We start from the raw sequence: 18,197 nt of genomic DNA, 5'->3' as shown, positions 1-18,197 counted from the left end.
AATAAAGATGGCAGATAAATCAACGATGATTTATCTGCCAAGCCGATTAGCGTTGAAACTTTTCTAGGTGAGCAAGAAAAGGATGTTCGGCCATAAAGCCGGTAATACGCGCTTGAGGTAGTCGGTTTCCTTGTCCATCCCAGAAATCGATAGTCGGCAAACCAAGTACTTGTAGATGCTGTAAGAGTTCAAAATCTTCCGGCTCACTGCGGGTGACATCCACTTGCAGTAATACAAAGTTTTTTAGCTGCGCTTCAACGGTGGGCTGGTGAAAGGTATAACGCTCAAATTCTTTACACGCGACACACCAGTCAGCGTAAAAATCGAGCATCACCGGTTTTCCGGCTGCTTTAGCGTCGAGCAAAGCTTGATTAAGCTGCTCGACGGTTTTAATCGGTTGAAACTGAATGTTAGCTTGCTGAGCGTTGTAATGATTAGGATTCAGCCAATAACTCAGCAGTGGTTGAGCAGAGAATAATAAGCCGAGGATAGCGATGATCCCTATCAGGCTTTGTTTCCAACCTGCAAAAGGTAAGCTGTTTTTTGCATGATAGAGCCAACCGAATGCGCTTAGTCCTAACGCCGACCATAGGACCGTGCTCCATAAGCTAGGGATCATTCTCTCCAGTAGGAAAATGGGTGCGGCGAGCAGAACAAAACCAAACAAGATCTTGATGCGATTCATCCAATCCCCTGCTTTCGGCAATAACTGGTTACCGAATACGGCGACAGCGATTAAGGGAATTCCCATGCCTAAGGCCAATGCGTAGAGCGCGACGCCCCCCGTGACCAAATCACCACTTTGTGCCACGTAGAGCAAGGCTCCCGATAAAGGAGCTGTGGTGCAAGGAGAGCAGACTAAACCCGAAATTGCGCCCATCATAAACACGCCGCCAAGCCGTCCACCTTGTTGGCGTTGACTTAAGCTACTTAGCCAAGTTTGCACGCTACTTGGCAGTTGCAAACTGTATAAACCAAACATCGATAACGCTAAGGCGACAAATAAGACACTCAATGTCATCAGGACATAAGGGTGCTGCAAAGCGGCTTGAAATTGTAAACCCGCAGAAGCTACCACTAAACCCAATAAGGTGTAGGTCAACGCCATCCCTTGCACATAGACCACACTTAGCAGCAATGCGCGGCGTTGTGAGATAGCTCCGCCACCAAGTACGATACTGGTTAAAATTGGGTACATGGGTAATACGCATGGGGTAAAAGCCAAGCCAATACCGAGTAATAAAAACAGTAGCGGAGTCCAAGCACTGTGGGCTAATCGATTCGCTAAAGAATCTTGTTGTGAAGTGGCAAGGTTGGTTTCGTTAACGGTTGAGCTAGAGATAGATTCGCTGGATGCTTGGGCGATGACGGGTTCCAGATCAATAACCCGAGTTTCAGGTGGGTAACAAAAACCTGCGGCGGCGCAGCCTTGATAGCGCACGGTCAATGTAGCACCAGATTGGGCATTGTTCAGTGATACGTTTATCGACAGTGGCGTATCATAAATCATCACATCGCCAAAAAATTCATCATGATACGGCTGTGCTTGCGGCAACACGTAATCGGCCAACTGGGCGTTTTTAGCCTCAATGGTTAGGCTACTTTGATATAAATAGTACCCTGGCTTGATCTGCCAATCTAAAAATAGTTGATCAGCTTGTTGGAAAAAAGACAGCGGAAAGGCTTGATCGACCGGAGCAAAGCGCGATGCTCCGTTTAACTCAAATGAGGGATTAACGGTCAATGTGGCCAATGCCGGCGTACTGATTGCCGTACTCAGCAGCAGTAAAAGAGAAATAAATAGACGCATCATCACTACAATATCCAAAACACGATTGGCTTTACTATATAGACAACGGGTTGGAAGATACAGTGCAGCGCTGGGCTTAAGCCACCCCTAAGCGACTTTTGACAATCCGCTCACAGGCTTCGACACGATTGGCGTCGCGCGGAATCACGAGTACGGTATCATTACCGCCCACGGTACCAATGATTTCGCTGTGCGGATCGATATCAACCAAACGAGCAACTAACTGAGCGCTGCCCGGATGGGTCTTGACCACCACGACGGATTGGTTGTGAGTAATAAACTCTATTTGTGAAGCAATGGAAGATTCAACGCGTACTGGCGCGGTTTCTACCGTGATGCAATAAACTTTTTTGCCACAAGCATTACGGATTTTGACTACACCAAGCTGAGAAAGTAAGCGTGATACGGTTGATTGGCTTACGCCTTCAAACCCCAGTTCAACTAAGCGCTCGCGTAATTCATGTTGATTGGCGAAGCTTTGCTGTTGTAGCAGCCTCTTGCAGGCCGCGGTTAATGAGCGTTCATCAGCATCAATGTCAGGGATGGTTCGGTTCACGGTCGTGCCCTCGTTTAACGATTAAGCAAACATCATTCTGGAGTTGAGCATATCACTTATTGATTTACGGCTTATTGCGGCAGATCACCAAATAAAAAACTGCATTATGATGATTAGTTAGTTGTTTAAAGGGATAAACAATCAAGTAGAGAAAATCACGAGCCGGACTTCGGCTCGTGATGTGGTGAGAGGAAGATAACGGGTTATCGATCAGTCACCGAGGGTGGCTACCATCACCGCTTTAATGGTGTGCATCCGGTTTTCTGCTTCGTCAAACACAATCGAATGTTCAGATTCGATCACTTCATTGGTGACTTCAACCCCTTGTTTTAGCTCTGGGTAAGTCTGAGCCAACTCTTTGCCGACGGTGGTATCTTCACCGTGGAATGCCGGTAAACAGTGCATGAATTTGACATGCGGATTACCTGTGGCTTTAAGCATGTCCATATTGACTTGATAAGGCAGCATTAACTGGATGCGCTCGGCCCACGCTTCTTTGGCTTCGCCCATCGAGACCCAAACATCGGTGTAGAGGAAATCACAACCCATGACGCCTTCTTGCACATCTTCAGTTAGGGTGATTTTTGCTCCCGTTTCTTCAGCAATTGCGCGGCAAGTAGCAACCAGTGATTCTGTTGGCCAGAATGCTTTTGGCGCGACGAGGCGAATGTCCATGCCCATTTTCGCAGCGCCGACCATTAACGAGTTACCCATGTTATTGCGCGCATCGCCTAAATAAGCAAATTTGATTTGATGCAGTGCTTTACCACGGCCGTGTTCGAGCATGGTCATAAAGTCAGCAAGAATTTGCGTTGGGTGGAACTCATCGGTTAGGCCATTCCATACCGGAACGCCAGCGTATTGGCCGAGTTCTTCGACAATCTCTTGGCCAAAACCACGGTACTCAATCCCATCATACATCCGACCTAGTACGCGAGCGGTGTCTTTCATCGATTCTTTGTGGCCAATCTGTGAGCCAGAAGGGCCAAGGTAGGAGACTTGCGCGCCTTGATCAAAAGCCGCGACTTCAAAGGCGCAGCGAGTGCGGGTCGAGGTTTTTTCGAAAATTAAGGCAATATTTTTGCCTTTCAGGCGAGGCTGTTCATAGCCATTGTATTTGGCTTTTTTCAGCTCAATCGATAAATCTAATAGATGCTGGATCTCTCTTGGTGTGAAATCAAGCAGTTTTAGGAAGTTACGGTTACGTAAATTAAAAGCCATGATGTTATCCTCGTTTTAGGCGCTAGCATGATGTGCGCGAGCGCTGAGTATTTCGCTGATTGACGTGGTGACAACCTAGATTGGTGGGAGGTTGTCATCCAGCCTGAAACCTAGTATTTAATGGTCACGAATGATATTGGTCCCCGCTTGACCTTCTAAAATGGCTACCGCGTCTTCCAGAGCTCCAATGCCTACCAGACGGCCACCTTGTTTAATAAATTCACAGGAAGCTTGAATTTTCGGTCCCATAGACCCTTCGTCAAATTGATAAGCCGCTAATTCACTTGGCGTTGCTTGACGCAAAGCATGTTGAGTTGGGGTTCCCCAGTCGAGATAAACCGCATCGGCATCGGTTAAAATAAGCAATGCATCGGCGCCAATTTGTTTGGCGAGAAAGGCGGCTGACATGTCTTTATCGATCACCGCTTCAACGCCCACTAATTTACCTTGCTGGTACTTAACTGGAATGCCGCCACCGCCAGTACAAATCACTAAATGGCCATCGGCAATCAAGGTATTGATGGCTTGATGTTCTACAATCCCCGTTGGTAGTGGGCTTGGCACCACACGGCGGAAATACTGGCCATCAGGTTTTACTGTCCAATGGTATTTTTCTGCCAAAGCTCGCGCTTCTTCGGCTTGATAAACCGGGCCAATCGGTTTGGTTGGATTGGCAAACGCAGGGTCATTGGCATCAACGGTCATTTGAGTCAACATACAAGTCACGTTGCGTTCTGGAAGTAGGTTTTTAAACTCTTGCATCAGCATATAACCAATCATGCCTTGAGTTTCACTGCCCAATACGTCAAGTGGATACGGGTTAACTTTTTTGTACTCTAGCCCTTGTAATGCTAATAATCCGACTTGTGGGCCATTACCGTGCACCAGTACCACATTGTAGTGCTCGGCCACTTTCGCGATGGCTTGCGCGGCAATCTGAATATTGTGGCGTTGAACATCCGCTTCTAATGGCTCGCCGCGACGAAGTAAGGCATTGCCTCCTAAGGCGACGACAACAGTTTGTTTTGTCATGGTCATTTCTCTCGTTGATGGATGGAAGGAGAAATCTCCTTCCATATCACTCGCCCTAACTTAGATGTCATCACGTTCAATAGGGCAGCTCATGCAGCGAGCGCCACCACGGCCACGGCCTAATTCATCACCTGGGATAGGCAGCACGGTGATGCCTGCTTTATCGTATTTCTCATTGGTGTAAGTATTGCGCTCATAACCAATAACGACGCCTGGGCGAACCGTTAGTACGTTGTTGGCGTCGTTCCATTGCTCGCGTTCTGCTTCGAAGCTATCGCCGCCGGTGGTGATCATTTGTAACTTATCAACACCCAGTGCGCGCTCGATGGTATGAATGTAAGAGGCTTGTTGAGTGGCTTTAACTTTGCCAGAAGCATCGCCGGTTAAGCTCCAACATTTCACATCATCTGGAATCACATTTGGATAGACAGAGAAGGTATCTTCACGCATGTGAGTCATGACGGTATCGAGATGCATACAAGAGCGTTCTTGAGGTAACTCAAGGGCAATCACTTGTTTGGCTTGACCGTGTTTAAACAGTGCTGAAGCCAGTTGTTCCACCCCTTGTGGCGTAGTGCGCTCTGACATGCCGATTAACACCGCGCCGCGTCCGATGACTAAAACGTCGCCGCCTTCGATGGTAGACTTATCGTAGTTGCGTTGTTCATCACCGAAATATTTGATGAAGTCTTGGCCAGCGAAGGTTGGGTGCCAGCGATAGATTGCTCTGAGATGGTTAGTTTCACGCTGACGAGCGACTTTCGCCATCGGGTTAATGGAGACGCCACCGTATACCCAGCACGAGGTATCGCGAGTAAATAAATGGTTAGGTAGTGGTTTAATAATGAAATCATCGGCTTTATGCATCGATTGTAAGATAGACGATGATTGCATCGGGAACTGGCCGTAAGACAAGCCACCGGTTAGGATTTTAGCTAATTCAATATGCGGTAAATCATTAAGGAAGCAGCGAACATCGTTGGCAAACGTTGGTCCAAAACGATTATCTGAGATTTGCGTATGCAACAACCACTCTTTGGCTTCACTGACATCGAGGGTTTCGGCAAGCAAATTCGTTAGCAGCAAAACCTCAACACCTTGATCGCGGAGGGTTTGTGCAAAAATATCGTGCTCTTTACCTGCACGTTCAATATCTAACACATCATCAAATAATAAGTCGTGACAGTTAGAGGGGGTTAAATGAGTTAATGCACGTCGTGGACGATGAATTAAAACGCGGCGTAATTGACCTACTTCAGAACCTACGTATAACTTACTCATAATCGTATCTCTCTTATTTTGTATACCTTAATTAACTAAAGGTATAATTATTTTGTAGGGTGTATGAGGGAGATTGAAATTTATATTTAAATTCATCTCTTTGTTCTGTGTTTTATATTACCTTGTGTGGATGTTCTTTCTTGGATGTGGCTCACAGTTTACTTTTTATATTAATTTGCCATTTTAGATGAGTTATTAACAAATATTATTCATTTGATAACGTTTAAATCGGCGGTTTTTTAATGGTTTTTTATGGAATAAAATGCTTTTTATTATTGTTCATCAGCCAGTTTTCAGTCTGATAGCATTTGATTTGGAAATATTATGCAAACCATAAAAGTGTTGGGTGGTATTAGAGTGGCGAATTTATTCACTATTCGGGATTAGGTAACGGTTTTTATGGTTTTATTTTCCCTAATGTTAACAAAATAAGCGAGGAAAGATTGATCTAGAACAATTGTAAATTGCTGGTGATTTACGGGAGTCTAGAATTAATGGATTAATTTAATTCATGGTTTGATAAATAAAACTATACCCAAACGAGTTGAAATTGCAGGTAGGTGGCAAGTGAGTGAATCCCCATAAGCATAGGCAAACTATGTGATTGGGGTGAACGGACGTAGCCAACACCGCTGCAGCTTCAAATAGGAAGGGTATAATTAATCGCAAGTCAGATCGTTGTTGGCAACATGACGATAGGGGATAGTAGGAAAGCAAAAAGCCGCACCAGATAGCGTGCGGCTTTACAGAATAAGAATATTATCAAGCAATGATTTTATTGTTTTGTTATGGCTAGGATGACGTTGATTAAGCGGCGTTCACGTGAACCTTTAAAGTAACACACCAATGCTGAGCATAATCATAATCAATACACACAAAATTCCCAGTAATGGCGCGACCCATTTTATCCAGCGTACATAAGGGACGCGGGCAATGGCTAAGCCCCCCATAACCACTGCAGACGTTGGTGTAACGAGGTTAACTATCCCAGATGCAGATTGGTATGCCGTCACTACCAGATCGCGACTGACGCCGGCAAAATCGGCCAGTGGCGCCATGATTGGCATGGTTAACACGGCTAGACCAGAAGACGATGGCACTAAGAACGACAATAAAATCTCTAGCCAGTACATCACGTTAATAAACATCACTGACGATAATCCAGTCACGATATGCTCAGCTGAATTGAGTATCGTATCAGTGATCATGCCCCGGTCCATCACCACGACAATACCACGCGCAATCCCGATGATTAACGCGACGCCAAGCAAATCACGCGCACCATCAATAAAGCTAGTGGTGAATTCTTCTTCGCTCATTCTGGCTACAAGACCAATCAGAATCGTTGAACCCAAGAACATCGCCGATATTTCGGCCATCCACCAGCCCGCAACGGATACACCGTAAATCATCACGGCAAAGGAGAGGGCAAAAATGGCTAAAATAATTTTGCGAGTGGTAGTAAAAACTAAGCTTTCTCCGCTACGGTTACCTAAAAAGTGTGCTTGGTTTTCTTCATATTTATCGTAAACAATCGACTTACTTTGATCGGCGCGAACCATTTTCGCATAGCGCATCACGTACATGACACAGATGATCCAGCCGACTAATAAAATTGCAAGACGCAGGAAAATACCGTCGGTAAAAGGAATCCCCGCTGCGTTGGCGGCAATCACGGTCGCGAAGGGGTTAATGGTGGAACCTAAAGTACCAATGCCAGCCCCTAGTAATACGGTTGCCGCTGCGACTACTGGGTCAAAACGAGCTGCCATCATCACTGGCACTAATAGGGTATAGAAGGGGAGTGACTCTTCTGCCATGCCGTAGATGGTGCCTCCCGCGGCAAAGAGTGCCATCAGGATGGGGATCATTAATTCCTCTCGCCCTTGTAAGCGCGAGGTGACTCGTTCAATACCTGCGTCAATCGCTCCAGTTTTAGTCACCAAGCCAAGAAAACCGCCGATGATGAGGATAAATAACGAAACATCAATTGCCGCCGCTTCGTAAGTCGTATGATCATAAAAACCATCAATGGGAGCGAGAAGTACATCAATCACACCCTGTGGATTACCTTCGGTTGGAGCATAAGTGCCCGCAATCGGCACTTCTTTACCGAGCTCGGCATTCATGGTTCGTTCATATTGACCAGCAGGGACTATCCACGTGAGTAATGCCACAAAGGCAATCAGTAAAAATAAAATGGTATAGGCAGAGGGAAACTTTAAGTTAGCAAAAAAGCCTTTCTTATGGTCCGTTGGTAAAGTTTGGCTTGTCATAGCGTTCTCCTTACATTTAGATAATCTGGCCTAAATGTGCTTGGTGGCTAATATTCACTTTTTAATCAAACAGCATGGCTTTTATTAATCAGTGAATTAAATGAAATATATGATATTAAAATGTTGAGTGAGGTTTTTAGACGGATGCTTTAATGGGTTTTATTTTAAAGATAGTAAGTTTTATTATCTTGGCTTTGCTTCACATAATATTCTTAGATATAAAAGGCGAGAGAACGTTGATTATTTGTTTTAGGGTATTTGTTTATGAATAATGAAATAATATTCTCAAAGACTACTCTCTTTTTAGACTCATCTTGGTCAGTTGTGCCTAAACAGTAAGCTTGCGCTACAGGATTGATTATTTAGAACGTTCAGGAAGAAATATTATGCACTTTTGATAATGGGTATGAACAGTTGAATTAATCGAAGTTTGTTTGATTTATATCAAAAATAATAAGGGAGCCTGAGCTCCCTTTGATGATGGTTAGTATGAAAATTAGAGGAAAATATTCGCTAAGACTAAACCAAAACCGATACTGAAGATCATGCTCAATAAACCCGGCAGCATAAAGCTGTGGTTAAAGATGTACTTACCGATCCGCGTTGTCCCTGTGCGGTCAAAGTCAATCGACGCAATGATCGGGCCGTAGTTCGGAATAAAGAAATATCCGTTAACCGCGACGAACACCGCAATGATGATTGCAGGTGGTAAGCCTAAGGTAATCGCAACCGGTACCAATACTGCTGTGGTGGCTCCTTGGCTATTGACCATCACCGATAGTCCAAATAGGGCAAAAGCAAAGGTCCATGGCGCAACTTCAACCAGACCAGATACCGCTTCTTTCACCATATCGCCGTGACCCGCGATGAAGGTATCACCTAGCCAAGCGATACCAAAAATGGCCACGATTGCGCGCATCCCGGCATGGAATACAGAGCCTTGAGTAATGGTATTGCCGTCCGGTTTACAAATCAGGATGATCAGGGCTGCAATGGATAGCATCACGATTTCAATCGTATGTGCCATGCCCATTGGTGAGCCATCAAAGTGCGGACGCAAGCTAGGAATCGCGCCCATAAAGACCACGATAATCGCACCAAATAGGAACAGAGAAACCGATGTTTTGGCCTGTGGTGTGATTTGAATATCTTCCACTTTCATCTCTTGTTCCATTTCTGCACGGAACTCAGGGTCTTGTAGACGACGTTGATATTCTGGATCGTCTTTCAGCTCTTTACCGATTTTATTGACAAAAATACAAGCACAGGCAAGGCCAAGGAAAGTACTTGGAATGGTGACGATCAATACGTTACCCAAGGTGATCCCTTGCGGTTCTAAGAAGGCCACTAATGCCACGACGGCGGCCGCGATAGGGCTAGCCACAATCGCAAACTGTGATGCGATGACTGCCATACCAAGCGGACGCTCTGGGCGAATACCACTACGACGACTGACTTCTGCGATCACGGGTAATACCGAGTAGGCTACGTGTCCAGTTCCAGCCATCATGGTAAAAAAGTAAGTGACTAATGGGGCGATGAAAGTGATATGACGAGGATTTTTGCGCAAGATGTTACTGGCGATTTTGATTAAGTAATCTAAGCCGCCGGCGGCTTGCATGGAAGCCGCCGCTGCCACCACCGCCATGATCATCAGCATCACATCAATCGGTGGACTGGTTGGACGCATACCAAACACAAAACTGAGAATGGCAAGACCAATCCCCCCCATGACACCCAGTCCGATACCACCAATCCTTGCCCCGATTAGGATACATCCTAATACGATAAGGAACTCAATTATGAACATCTTATACTCCTAAAAGATTATGGGAAAATCCGCTTTACCGCCCAGTGTTAAGCTAACGCAAGGCTGTGAATTCATAGGTTTATCTTATTTTTTAGTATCAATGGAAGGTAGCCAACGCTTTTAATTAATTACCATGATTTAGAATAAGTTTTGGCGACTTTCCATCTGGCAAAAACCAAGAAGGCTCTGAATCAGAGCCTTCTTGTAGAGTAAATCGAATTACTCGTAACGTTTTGCCTTGTATTTAGGGTACATCAAGTTGTCGACTGAGAAAATATCGTCCAACTCTTCTTCAGTGAGCAAGCCACGCTCCAGTACGACCTCACGGACGCTTTTGCCCGTTTCGGCACAGATTTTACCAACGATGTCACCTTCATGGTGGCCGATGTAAGGGTTAAGGTAAGTGACGATGCCGATCGAGTTAAACACATAGCCTTCACAAACCTCTTTGTTGACCGTAATGCCATCGACACACTTATCACGCAGGTTAACGCACGCGTTAGAAAGCAAGGAGATAGACTCAAACATCGCTTGAGCAATCACTGGCTCCATTACGTTAAGCTGTAATTGACCCGCTTCAGCGGCATAAGTAATGGTGTTGTCATTACCGAAGACTTTAAAGCACACTTGGTTAACCACTTCAGGGATAACCGGGTTAACTTTGGCCGGCATGATCGATGAACCCGCTTGTAATTCAGGTAAGTTCAGTTCATTGAAACCCGCACGAGGGCCAGAAGAGAGCAAGCGCAAATCGTTACAGATTTTCGAAAGCTTCATTGCTAAGCGTTTCAGCGCGCCATGAGTCATTACGTAAGCACCGCAGTCGGACGTTGCTTCAATTAAGTCTTCAGCAGGTACCACTTCTAGGCCAGTGACTTCGCCTAAATATTTTATTGCTAATGCTTGATAGCCTGGAGCGGTGTTTAAACCGGTGCCGATGGCCGTCGCACCAAGGTTAACTTCTAATAATAACTTAGAGGTGTATTGCAGAGCGCGGATCTCTTCGTTCAGCGTCACGGCCCACGCATGGAACTCTTGACCAACGGTCATCGGTACGGCGTCTTGGAGCTGAGTACGCCCCATTTTGAGAATCTGTTTAAACTCAACGGCTTTAAGTTCAAAAGCGCCTTTGATGTACTCAATCGATTCAATCAGTTTGAGAATGCTGTTGTAAACGGCGATTCGGAATCCGGTTGGATACGCACAGTTGGTGGATTGACTTTTATTAACGTGATCATTGGGGTTAATAAATTGGTATTGACCTTTTTCTTTACCCATCAGTTCAAGGGCTACGTTAGCAATCACTTCATTGGTGTTCATATTGACTGAAGTGCCTGCGCCACCTTGGAAAACGTCGGAAGGGAATTGATCCATACACTTGCCGGTTTCCAAAATCAGATCACACGCTTGAATAATATAGTTAGCGACATCTTTAGGGATCACGCCTTGCTCTTTATTAGCGAGCGTGGCCGCTTTTTTGGTCATGACCATGCCACGAACAAATTCAGGGACATCTGAGATCGTAACATTAGAAATATTGAAGTTTTCTATCGCCCGCAGGGTATGGATACCATAATAAGCATCAGCAGGAACATGGCGTTCGCCGAGCAGGTCTTCTTCGATGCGGGTTGCTTGGTTCGTAATAGGGGTTTCAGATAGGGTAGCCATCACAGGATCCTTAAGATAATTGTTCTGATTAGTCACACTTAGCCATCTCTGTCTTAAGAATCCGTTCACCAGAATGGTTGGCTGGGAAAATCTGTCCTGACTTCTTCGCTAATCATACTTGACCAGTAGATAAAAAATAGGAACTGGATCACCTTTCCGGTGCATAACTCCGGAGAGGTTTAGGATCTTTAGCTAAGATCTCACGGTTTGAGTGAATTGGTTTAATAGAAAGTTAAGATATTGAAAATAAGAATTATTTTATGGAATGTTTGTTGGCCTAATCGAGAGTGGTGTTGGGTGAACCTCGTAATCGTATGATTCATCAACCATAGATGGTTAGAATAGTCTGATGGGTGATGAGAAATGACCGGCTGATGACCTAACAAGGTTGCAGTTCCGTGGCCATCACGTTAATTTGAAAAACGTTCAGTGGTGAACGAGGATTCCCATTGGCTCATCAACAAACGGCTGAGCAGTGCAGTCAGGTAAAGTCGGGCTCAGTTAAGGAGAAGCTAGGTTGCTTATTTTATTATGTTTATTTATTGCTTTGCCAATCATTGAAATTGCGGTGCTGATTCAGCTCGGTGGTTTGTTAGGCTTATGGCCAACGCTTGCTTTAATCCTATTTACAGCTTTGGTTGGGGCGATACTGGTGCGTAGTCAAGGTGTCTTGACGTTTCTGTCCGTCCAGCAGCGCCTTCAACGGGGTGAAGTGCCGGCACAGCAAATCATCGAAGGTATGTTGTTAGCTGTCGCCGGTGTTTTATTACTGACGCCTGGATTTATTACAGATGGAATAGGCATGCTCGTTTTGCTGCCTATTCCAAGGGCGCGTTTGGCTCATTACTTAATGGGCTATTTGGTTGTGAATACCATGAGTGGTCCTGACTCGTTTTCCCATCAATCATCACAATCTCGACCGAACGCCGAGGGGGAGACGTTTGATGGTGAGTATGAGTATAAAGAACAAAAGGATCATCCGCGGGACGACTCGAATCGACTCAATTGATTGATCTGTCTGGAGATTCGATTTTATTTGGTTATTTTTGAATAAAACGTTTGCTTAATGAGAAGGAAACCCTTATAGTTATCTGGCTCTATAGTTAAGAGTTATTAATGAAAATCAAAAGTAAAAGTAAATTCTTAGAATCCCATCGTAAAAGTTGTTATCCTAATATTTCCCTTACATGATTAGCTACATTAAATAATTCATGCTTCAGCACCTTGCGCATTTGCGCAGTAATCCAATGAATTCTATATAAGGGACAAATTATGTCTAACAAAGCAACTGGTACAGTAAAGTGGTTCAACGAAACTAAAGGTTTTGGTTTCCTATCTCAAGACAACGGCGGCGCGGATGTGTTTGTACACTTCAACGCAATCGCTTCTGAGGGTTTCAAAACTCTTATCGAAGGTCAAAAAGTATCATTCGTCGTTGAAAACGGCCAAAAAGGTTTACAAGCTGCTCAAGTTGTAACTCTATAATTTACTGATACTCATCAGAATATTTAAAGGTCGCCTAGGCGGCCTTTTTGCTGTCTGTCATTTTTTTTAATGGCTGTCATTGATCTTTTCATGGCTTGGTCGTGATTGTTCTCTCCTGCGTCAGTGTCTATTGTCGATCCAGTCTATGTCTAAAGCTATCTGCTCTGCTCTACTCTGCTCTGCTCTGCTCTTCGTATCGCTTGTTTGCAAAAGTGTCGGTTTGTAGTTTCTGGCTGTCGGAATCGTGAGCATACCTCACCTTTAGTATCACTTAAGGTTGAGGCGGATTGATCATCTCAGATTACGCATGGAAAACGCGTTAATATCGATCGCCTCTCCTTAAATACTCGGTGGGTAGCTTATTGAGCTCCCGAAAAACCCAATTGACGCCAAGCTTCAAAGGCAATGATGGCTACCGCATTGGATAAGTTTAGACTGCGAGCATTGGGCATCATTGGAATACGAATGCGTTGATTCATCGGTAAGCTATGGATCAGGTCGGCGGGTAAGCCGCGCGTTTCTGGGCCAAACAGTAATACGTCCCCAACTTGAAACTGTGCATCAACATGATGTCCTGTGGTTTTTGTGGTGCAGGCAAAGAGTCGAAATTCACCACGAGCCGTTAAGTAGTCGAGAAAGGCTTGATAATTTTGATGGCGAGTGACTCGGGTGAGGTCATGATAATCTAAACCGGCTCTGCGCAGTTTTTTCTCCTCAAAATCAAACCCTAAAGGTTCTATTAAATGTAAGTTCGCGCCGCAATTAGCGGATAAGCGAATAATATTCCCCGTATTAGGGGCGATTTCAGGTTCATAGAGGGCGATGTCAAACATGGTCGAACGGTTCCTTATCAATAGAGCGCATCAGTATACTGCACCGAAGCTTAGATGTTTATCTTATCGAATGGGTTTACCGTCATCGCTCATTGATCCCGTTGAATCGGTAAGGTGATTTGCACTTTTAAGCCGCCAAGATCACTTCGGCTCGCGCTAACCTGACCACTATGCTGACGAATGGCACTTTCCGTGATTGCTAACCCGAGCCCCGTTCCTCCGCTGTCTCTGTCTCTTGCGGTTGATACTCGGTAAAATGGTCGAAATATTTCATTCAGCTCGCTGTCCGGAACGCCAGGTCCATCATCTTCAACGGTGATGATGATTTGTTGTGCCACACAACGAAAGCTAACTTGAATCCGATCCTGACTATAGTTAATTGCATTGCGGACGACATTTTCTAACGCACTCATCAATAATTGTGGATTACCAGAAATGTATTGATCAGGAATCGGGTCGAGGAGCAGTTGTTTTTGCATTTGCTCGGCCTCAAACTGTGCATCATCGAGCAACGCTTCCCATAAGCTAGACAACGGCTGTATTTCGCGACTTAAATGACTATTGGTCTGCATGCGAGACAGTTCAAGCAGCTCACTGATCATACGTTCTAAACGTTGGGCTTCGGTATCGATTCTTTCTAATTCTTTACTCTCTCCTTGCTTACGGCTGGCTAAGGCATTGGCCATTCTTAGGCGAGTCAGCGGTGAGCGTAATTCATGGGAGATGTCTGATAATAAGCGCTGTTGGCCGGAGATCATCTGGTTAACCGCCTGTACCATGCGATTAAAACTACGTCCGGCTTGACGAAATTCTGTAGTGCCTTTTTCCAGTTCAGGGTCGACGATAAACTCGCCCCGAGCAACACGTTGAGCGGCGAGCGCGAGCCGCTGAGCGGGTTGACTCAATGCCCAAGCGAGCCATAGCAACAAAGGAGTGCTGACTAACATAACCGACAACAGTAGATGCAGCGGTTTATCAAATAATCTCAGTAGAAATGGTGGCGGCTGATCCCAACGCATGCCCATGAATAATAATAGATCCTGATCAGCCAATCGAATTGAGACTGGGCCAGAAATCATATAACGACCATACAAACGTTGTTGCGGTTTATCAACCGACTCAATACTGGTGGTAAAGTTTTTTAATGCCTTTAATTGAAAATTTTCATGCCGTTTCGTGGTGAGGATATTGCCCTCTTGATCGGTAACAAAAAAACGCGGCCGCGAACTATGGTGACTGCCTGATTCTAGTTCGGTAATGATCCGCGAAAGGTTATTTTGTTGGATGAAACGTTTTTCCAAAAGTTGCTGATAGTCGAGCATTCTTTGCAAGCTTTCAGATGGAAGATCGCGTGATTTACGCGGATCGAGATGTGGTAAAGATAGCACCGCAATCACCACCAGTAGCATGGTTAGCCAGAAAATGGCAAAGATACGGCCATACAGGCTATTGAATTTAGGTAAGCGCATTACTCTTCCGCCACCATTAAGTAGCCACGGCCACGTAAGGTTTTAATTCGAGGCTTGCCATCGACCCGTTCGGGTAATTTTTTGCGTAAATTCGAGACATGCATATCAATGGCTCGATCGAAAGCGGCCAGTCGTTTACCTAATACATCGAGGCTGAGCATCTCTTTGGTGAGGGTTTCCCCTGGATTTTGGGCAAAATGGCCTAATAGAGCAAACTCGGTAGTGGTTAGGTCGAGGAGTTGCCCTTGGCAATAGGCTTCTTGTTTGCCTGGGTAAACTTGTATGTCTTGACACTCAATCACATCCGACGGTTTATGTACGGATTGATGCTGTGTGCGGCGTAAAATGGCTCGAATTCTGGCGAGTAATTCACGATCACTAAATGGTTTGGGAAGGTAATCATCGGCCCCTAATTCGAGACCAATTACGCGATCAATCTCTTCGCCTTTTGCGGTTAGCATCAGTACTGGGGTTGTCCAGTTTTCACGCAGTCTCTTCAAGGTTTCCATGCCATTGAGTTTAGGCATCATGACATCCAATAGAATCAGATCAATCTCATCGTTAAGCGCCGCCAACCCCGATTGACCGTCATTGGCTTCAGAGACATCAAATCCCTCATAACTGAGGACTTCTTTAAGTAGATTGGTGAGTTCGGTGTCATCGTCAATCAGAAGAATATGTGCCATTGGTGCCTCGTTACCGATATTACTTTCCTAGTCAATGAGGATAGTTTACTGCGAAATCGGTTTGGATAATGGGCTATTAGTGACTATTTACGATTCTTTACGCTCTCTACACGCCACTTTACTCGTCAACTTGTATTGTTTGATTAAGCGCTGCTTGTGCAGCTCTCCCATCGTAACAAGCTTGGAACGCTAAGCTTGTCAACGATAACTATTGAGAGAGGAAATAATGATGAATATGACCAAGACAATGATTCTCGCTGCAGTCGCCTTACCTTTGGCTATCGGTAGTGCCAGTGTACTGGCTTATGGAAAGGGTAAGCACGCGGAGCATCAACAGCAACGATGCGGCTTACACAGCGAAAAAGGTATCGTCAGTCAACTGAACTTAACCACAGAACAGCAGAGCCAGCTAAAAGCCTTGCGCGAAGAACATCGCCAAGCCATGCAAGATCAGCGTGGTCGTGGCTCGCGTGATGAAATGAGTACCTTGCGTGAACAAGAGCGAGCGTTAGTGCTCTCTGCTGATTTTGATCGCGCCGCGGCTAACGAGCTGGCTAAACAGATGGTGGATAAACAGGTTGAACGCCGAATAAACATGCTCGAAAAACGTCATCAAATGATGAGTATTTTAACCGATGAGCAAAAGACCCAGCTACAAACTTTACAGCAAGAGTGTATGGAAAAGCATCATCGAGAGGGTGGTGAGCCACGTGGGCATAAACACGGAAGTAAAGACAAAGGCCGAGGATAAATAAAGTCAACAGCGGGTGTTACTTTACTGACTTGATGCAATTGAGATGCTGGTGTAGGGTGGTTAATTTCACTCCTTGTGTTACAAAATAACGAAGCAAGGGTAGGCCATTTTATCGCTCAGCACCACGCTATATCCTGTGCATGGGTCTATTACGTTATGGTTAAAAGTAATGAAACAAGAGTACGCTCGCTTAGTAACACTCGCTGCCTGGACCGCCACCATTGTCGCCAGTGGTCTATTAATCGTTAAAATAGCCGCATGGTGGGTGACCGGATCGGTCAGCCTACTTGCCTCAGTAGTGGATTCTTTACTCGACATTGCCGCCTCTGTGGTTAATTTAATTGTCATACGTTATGCCCTGCAACCTGCCGATCGAGAACATACCTTTGGTCATGGTAAGGCCGAATCTTTAGCAGCCTTAGCGCAAGCGATGTTTATTTCCGGTTCAGCCTGCTTCTTACTCCTCAATGGCGTTGAGCGTTTTTTCCGTCCTCACGAACTTCAATCGCCAGAATACGGGATTTATGTCAGCGTGTTTGCCTTATTGGTGACCTTTGCTTTAGTCTCGTTTCAGCGTTATGTGGTCAAAAAAACCAACAGCCAAGCAATTGCCGCCGATTCTTTGCATTACCAAACCGATTTATACATGAATGCGGCGATTATTTTGGCTCTGGGTTTGAGTTGGTTGGGTTTTAAACAAGCCGATGCGATTTTTGCTATTGGGATAGGCTTGTACATTTTATACAGTGCGATTGGCATGGCTTATCAGGCGGTGCAAACGCTGCTGGATAGAAAACTCCCTGATGACGAGCTGGCACAGATTCGGGCCGCCTGTTTGTCGGTCAATGGTGTGTTAGGGGTTCATCAATTGCGAACGCGCATGGCGGGGCCGGTAAGATTCATTCAATTGCATCTCGAATTAGATGATCATATTCCGCTGATTGAAGCCCATCGCATTTCTGATCAAGTTGAAGAAAAACTACGCCACCTATTTCCCGGTGCGGATGTGATTATTCACCAAGATCCTTACTCCGTAGTGTTTAATGTGGAACGTAAACAAAAATTATCGACGTGGTAAGGCAAAGTGCGCTCAACTTGACTATATTTCAGTCAGTTTAATTAAAAAACAGTATCCTGATATGAATCAACGAAGCGATAGGATAAAGCTGTAATACTCTTACATAAGTAATAAAGTTACAAAAAAACGCTCAAATAACAGTAGTATTCCTTATAGGGCGAGGTAACATAACGCACAATTTTGTTGCTTGTTTTGTCTGAATGAGCACAACTAAAAATGAGTTTTGAATTCTCAAAAA

Annotated in this window: 15 protein-coding genes; 4 read left to right on the top strand and 11 right to left on the bottom strand. The window is 45.1% G+C overall.

The window, feature by feature from the left end; genetic code table 11:
• Positions 1 to 46: 46 nt before the first annotated feature.
• The 8 genes from FKN93_RS00960 to aspA all read right to left on the bottom strand — a co-directional run bounded on the left by FKN93_RS00960 (position 47) and on the right by aspA (position 11,654).
• Positions 47 to 1,813, bottom strand: a complete 1,767-nt coding sequence (locus FKN93_RS00960) for a protein-disulfide reductase DsbD (protein WP_170904279.1) — start codon at positions 1,811 to 1,813, stop codon at positions 47 to 49.
• A gap of 73 nt (positions 1,814 to 1,886) precedes the next feature.
• Positions 1,887 to 2,366, bottom strand: a complete 480-nt coding sequence (locus tag FKN93_RS00955) for an arginine repressor (RefSeq protein WP_004394416.1) — start codon at positions 2,364 to 2,366, stop codon at positions 1,887 to 1,889.
• A 210-nt stretch (positions 2,367 to 2,576) separates the two neighbouring features.
• Positions 2,577 to 3,587 carry an ornithine carbamoyltransferase gene (locus tag FKN93_RS00950; protein WP_170904278.1) on the bottom strand — a complete coding sequence of 337 codons (1,011 nt, stop codon included), beginning with the start codon at positions 3,585 to 3,587 and terminating at the stop codon, positions 2,577 to 2,579.
• 117 nt (positions 3,588 to 3,704) lie between these two features.
• On the bottom strand, positions 3,705 to 4,619 hold the full coding sequence (gene arcC, locus FKN93_RS00945; protein ID WP_158137459.1) for a carbamate kinase: 915 nt from the start codon (positions 4,617 to 4,619) through the stop codon (positions 3,705 to 3,707).
• Positions 4,620 to 4,679: 60 nt separating this feature from the next.
• The gene (gene arcA, locus FKN93_RS00940; protein WP_004394419.1) at positions 4,680 to 5,900 is read right to left on the bottom strand and encodes an arginine deiminase; all 1,221 of its coding nucleotides are present in this window, start codon (positions 5,898 to 5,900) and stop codon (positions 4,680 to 4,682) included.
• A gap of 830 nt (positions 5,901 to 6,730) precedes the next feature.
• Complete coding sequence (locus tag FKN93_RS00935; protein WP_158144618.1) at positions 6,731 to 8,176, bottom strand: YfcC family protein; 1,446 nt, start codon at positions 8,174 to 8,176, stop codon at positions 6,731 to 6,733.
• A 496-nt stretch (positions 8,177 to 8,672) separates the two neighbouring features.
• Positions 8,673 to 9,986, bottom strand: a complete 1,314-nt coding sequence (locus FKN93_RS00930; protein WP_154169948.1) for an anaerobic C4-dicarboxylate transporter — start codon at positions 9,984 to 9,986, stop codon at positions 8,673 to 8,675.
• 219 nt (positions 9,987 to 10,205) lie between these two features.
• Complete coding sequence (gene aspA, locus FKN93_RS00925) at positions 10,206 to 11,654, bottom strand: aspartate ammonia-lyase (RefSeq protein WP_004394423.1); 1,449 nt, start codon at positions 11,652 to 11,654, stop codon at positions 10,206 to 10,208.
• 517 nt (positions 11,655 to 12,171) lie between these two features.
• On the opposite strand from aspA, the gene FKN93_RS00920 reads away from it, so the two are divergent.
• Positions 12,172 to 12,663: an FxsA family protein gene (locus FKN93_RS00920; protein WP_040903914.1), complete on the top strand. Its 492-nt coding sequence runs from the start codon at positions 12,172 to 12,174 to the stop codon at positions 12,661 to 12,663.
• Positions 12,664 to 12,926: 263 nt separating this feature from the next.
• Positions 12,927 to 13,139, top strand: coding sequence for a cold-shock protein (locus tag FKN93_RS00915; RefSeq protein ID WP_004394424.1), 213 nt, complete (start codon positions 12,927 to 12,929; stop codon positions 13,137 to 13,139).
• Positions 13,140 to 13,498: 359 nt separating this feature from the next.
• Here the strand turns inward: FKN93_RS00915 and FKN93_RS00910 are convergent, their stop codons facing one another.
• From FKN93_RS00910 to FKN93_RS00900, 3 genes are all read right to left on the bottom strand, one after another.
• Entirely contained in the window at positions 13,499 to 13,972 is a 474-nt protein-coding gene (locus FKN93_RS00910; RefSeq protein ID WP_040903916.1) for a tRNA (cytidine(34)-2'-O)-methyltransferase, read from the bottom strand.
• A gap of 89 nt (positions 13,973 to 14,061) precedes the next feature.
• Positions 14,062 to 15,441, bottom strand: a complete 1,380-nt coding sequence (cpxA, locus tag FKN93_RS00905; protein ID WP_158138985.1) for an envelope stress sensor histidine kinase CpxA — start codon at positions 15,439 to 15,441, stop codon at positions 14,062 to 14,064.
• Positions 15,441 to 16,127: a response regulator gene (locus FKN93_RS00900; RefSeq protein ID WP_004394427.1), complete on the bottom strand. Its 687-nt coding sequence runs from the start codon at positions 16,125 to 16,127 to the stop codon at positions 15,441 to 15,443. Before FKN93_RS00900 ends, cpxA begins: the two co-directional genes overlap by 1 nt.
• A gap of 229 nt (positions 16,128 to 16,356) precedes the next feature.
• Here FKN93_RS00900 and FKN93_RS00895 point away from each other — a divergent pair, with 229 nt between their 5' ends.
• Both FKN93_RS00895 and fieF read left to right on the top strand, forming a co-directional pair.
• Positions 16,357 to 16,878, top strand: coding sequence for a CpxP family protein (locus tag FKN93_RS00895; protein ID WP_170904277.1), 522 nt, complete (start codon positions 16,357 to 16,359; stop codon positions 16,876 to 16,878).
• Between the two features lie 172 nt (positions 16,879 to 17,050).
• Positions 17,051 to 17,959 (top strand): CDF family cation-efflux transporter FieF, encoded by a 909-nt coding sequence (fieF, locus tag FKN93_RS00890; RefSeq protein ID WP_154169952.1) that lies wholly within the window; start codon positions 17,051 to 17,053, stop codon positions 17,957 to 17,959.
• The last annotated feature ends 238 nt before the right edge of the window (positions 17,960 to 18,197 follow it).

Source organism: Vibrio sp. A8-1, from assembly GCF_013048685.1.
In the GTDB taxonomy this organism is placed as follows: Bacteria; Pseudomonadota; Gammaproteobacteria; order Enterobacterales; family Vibrionaceae; genus Vibrio; species Vibrio metschnikovii.
This window is presented reverse-complemented; position numbering and strand designations above follow the sequence as displayed.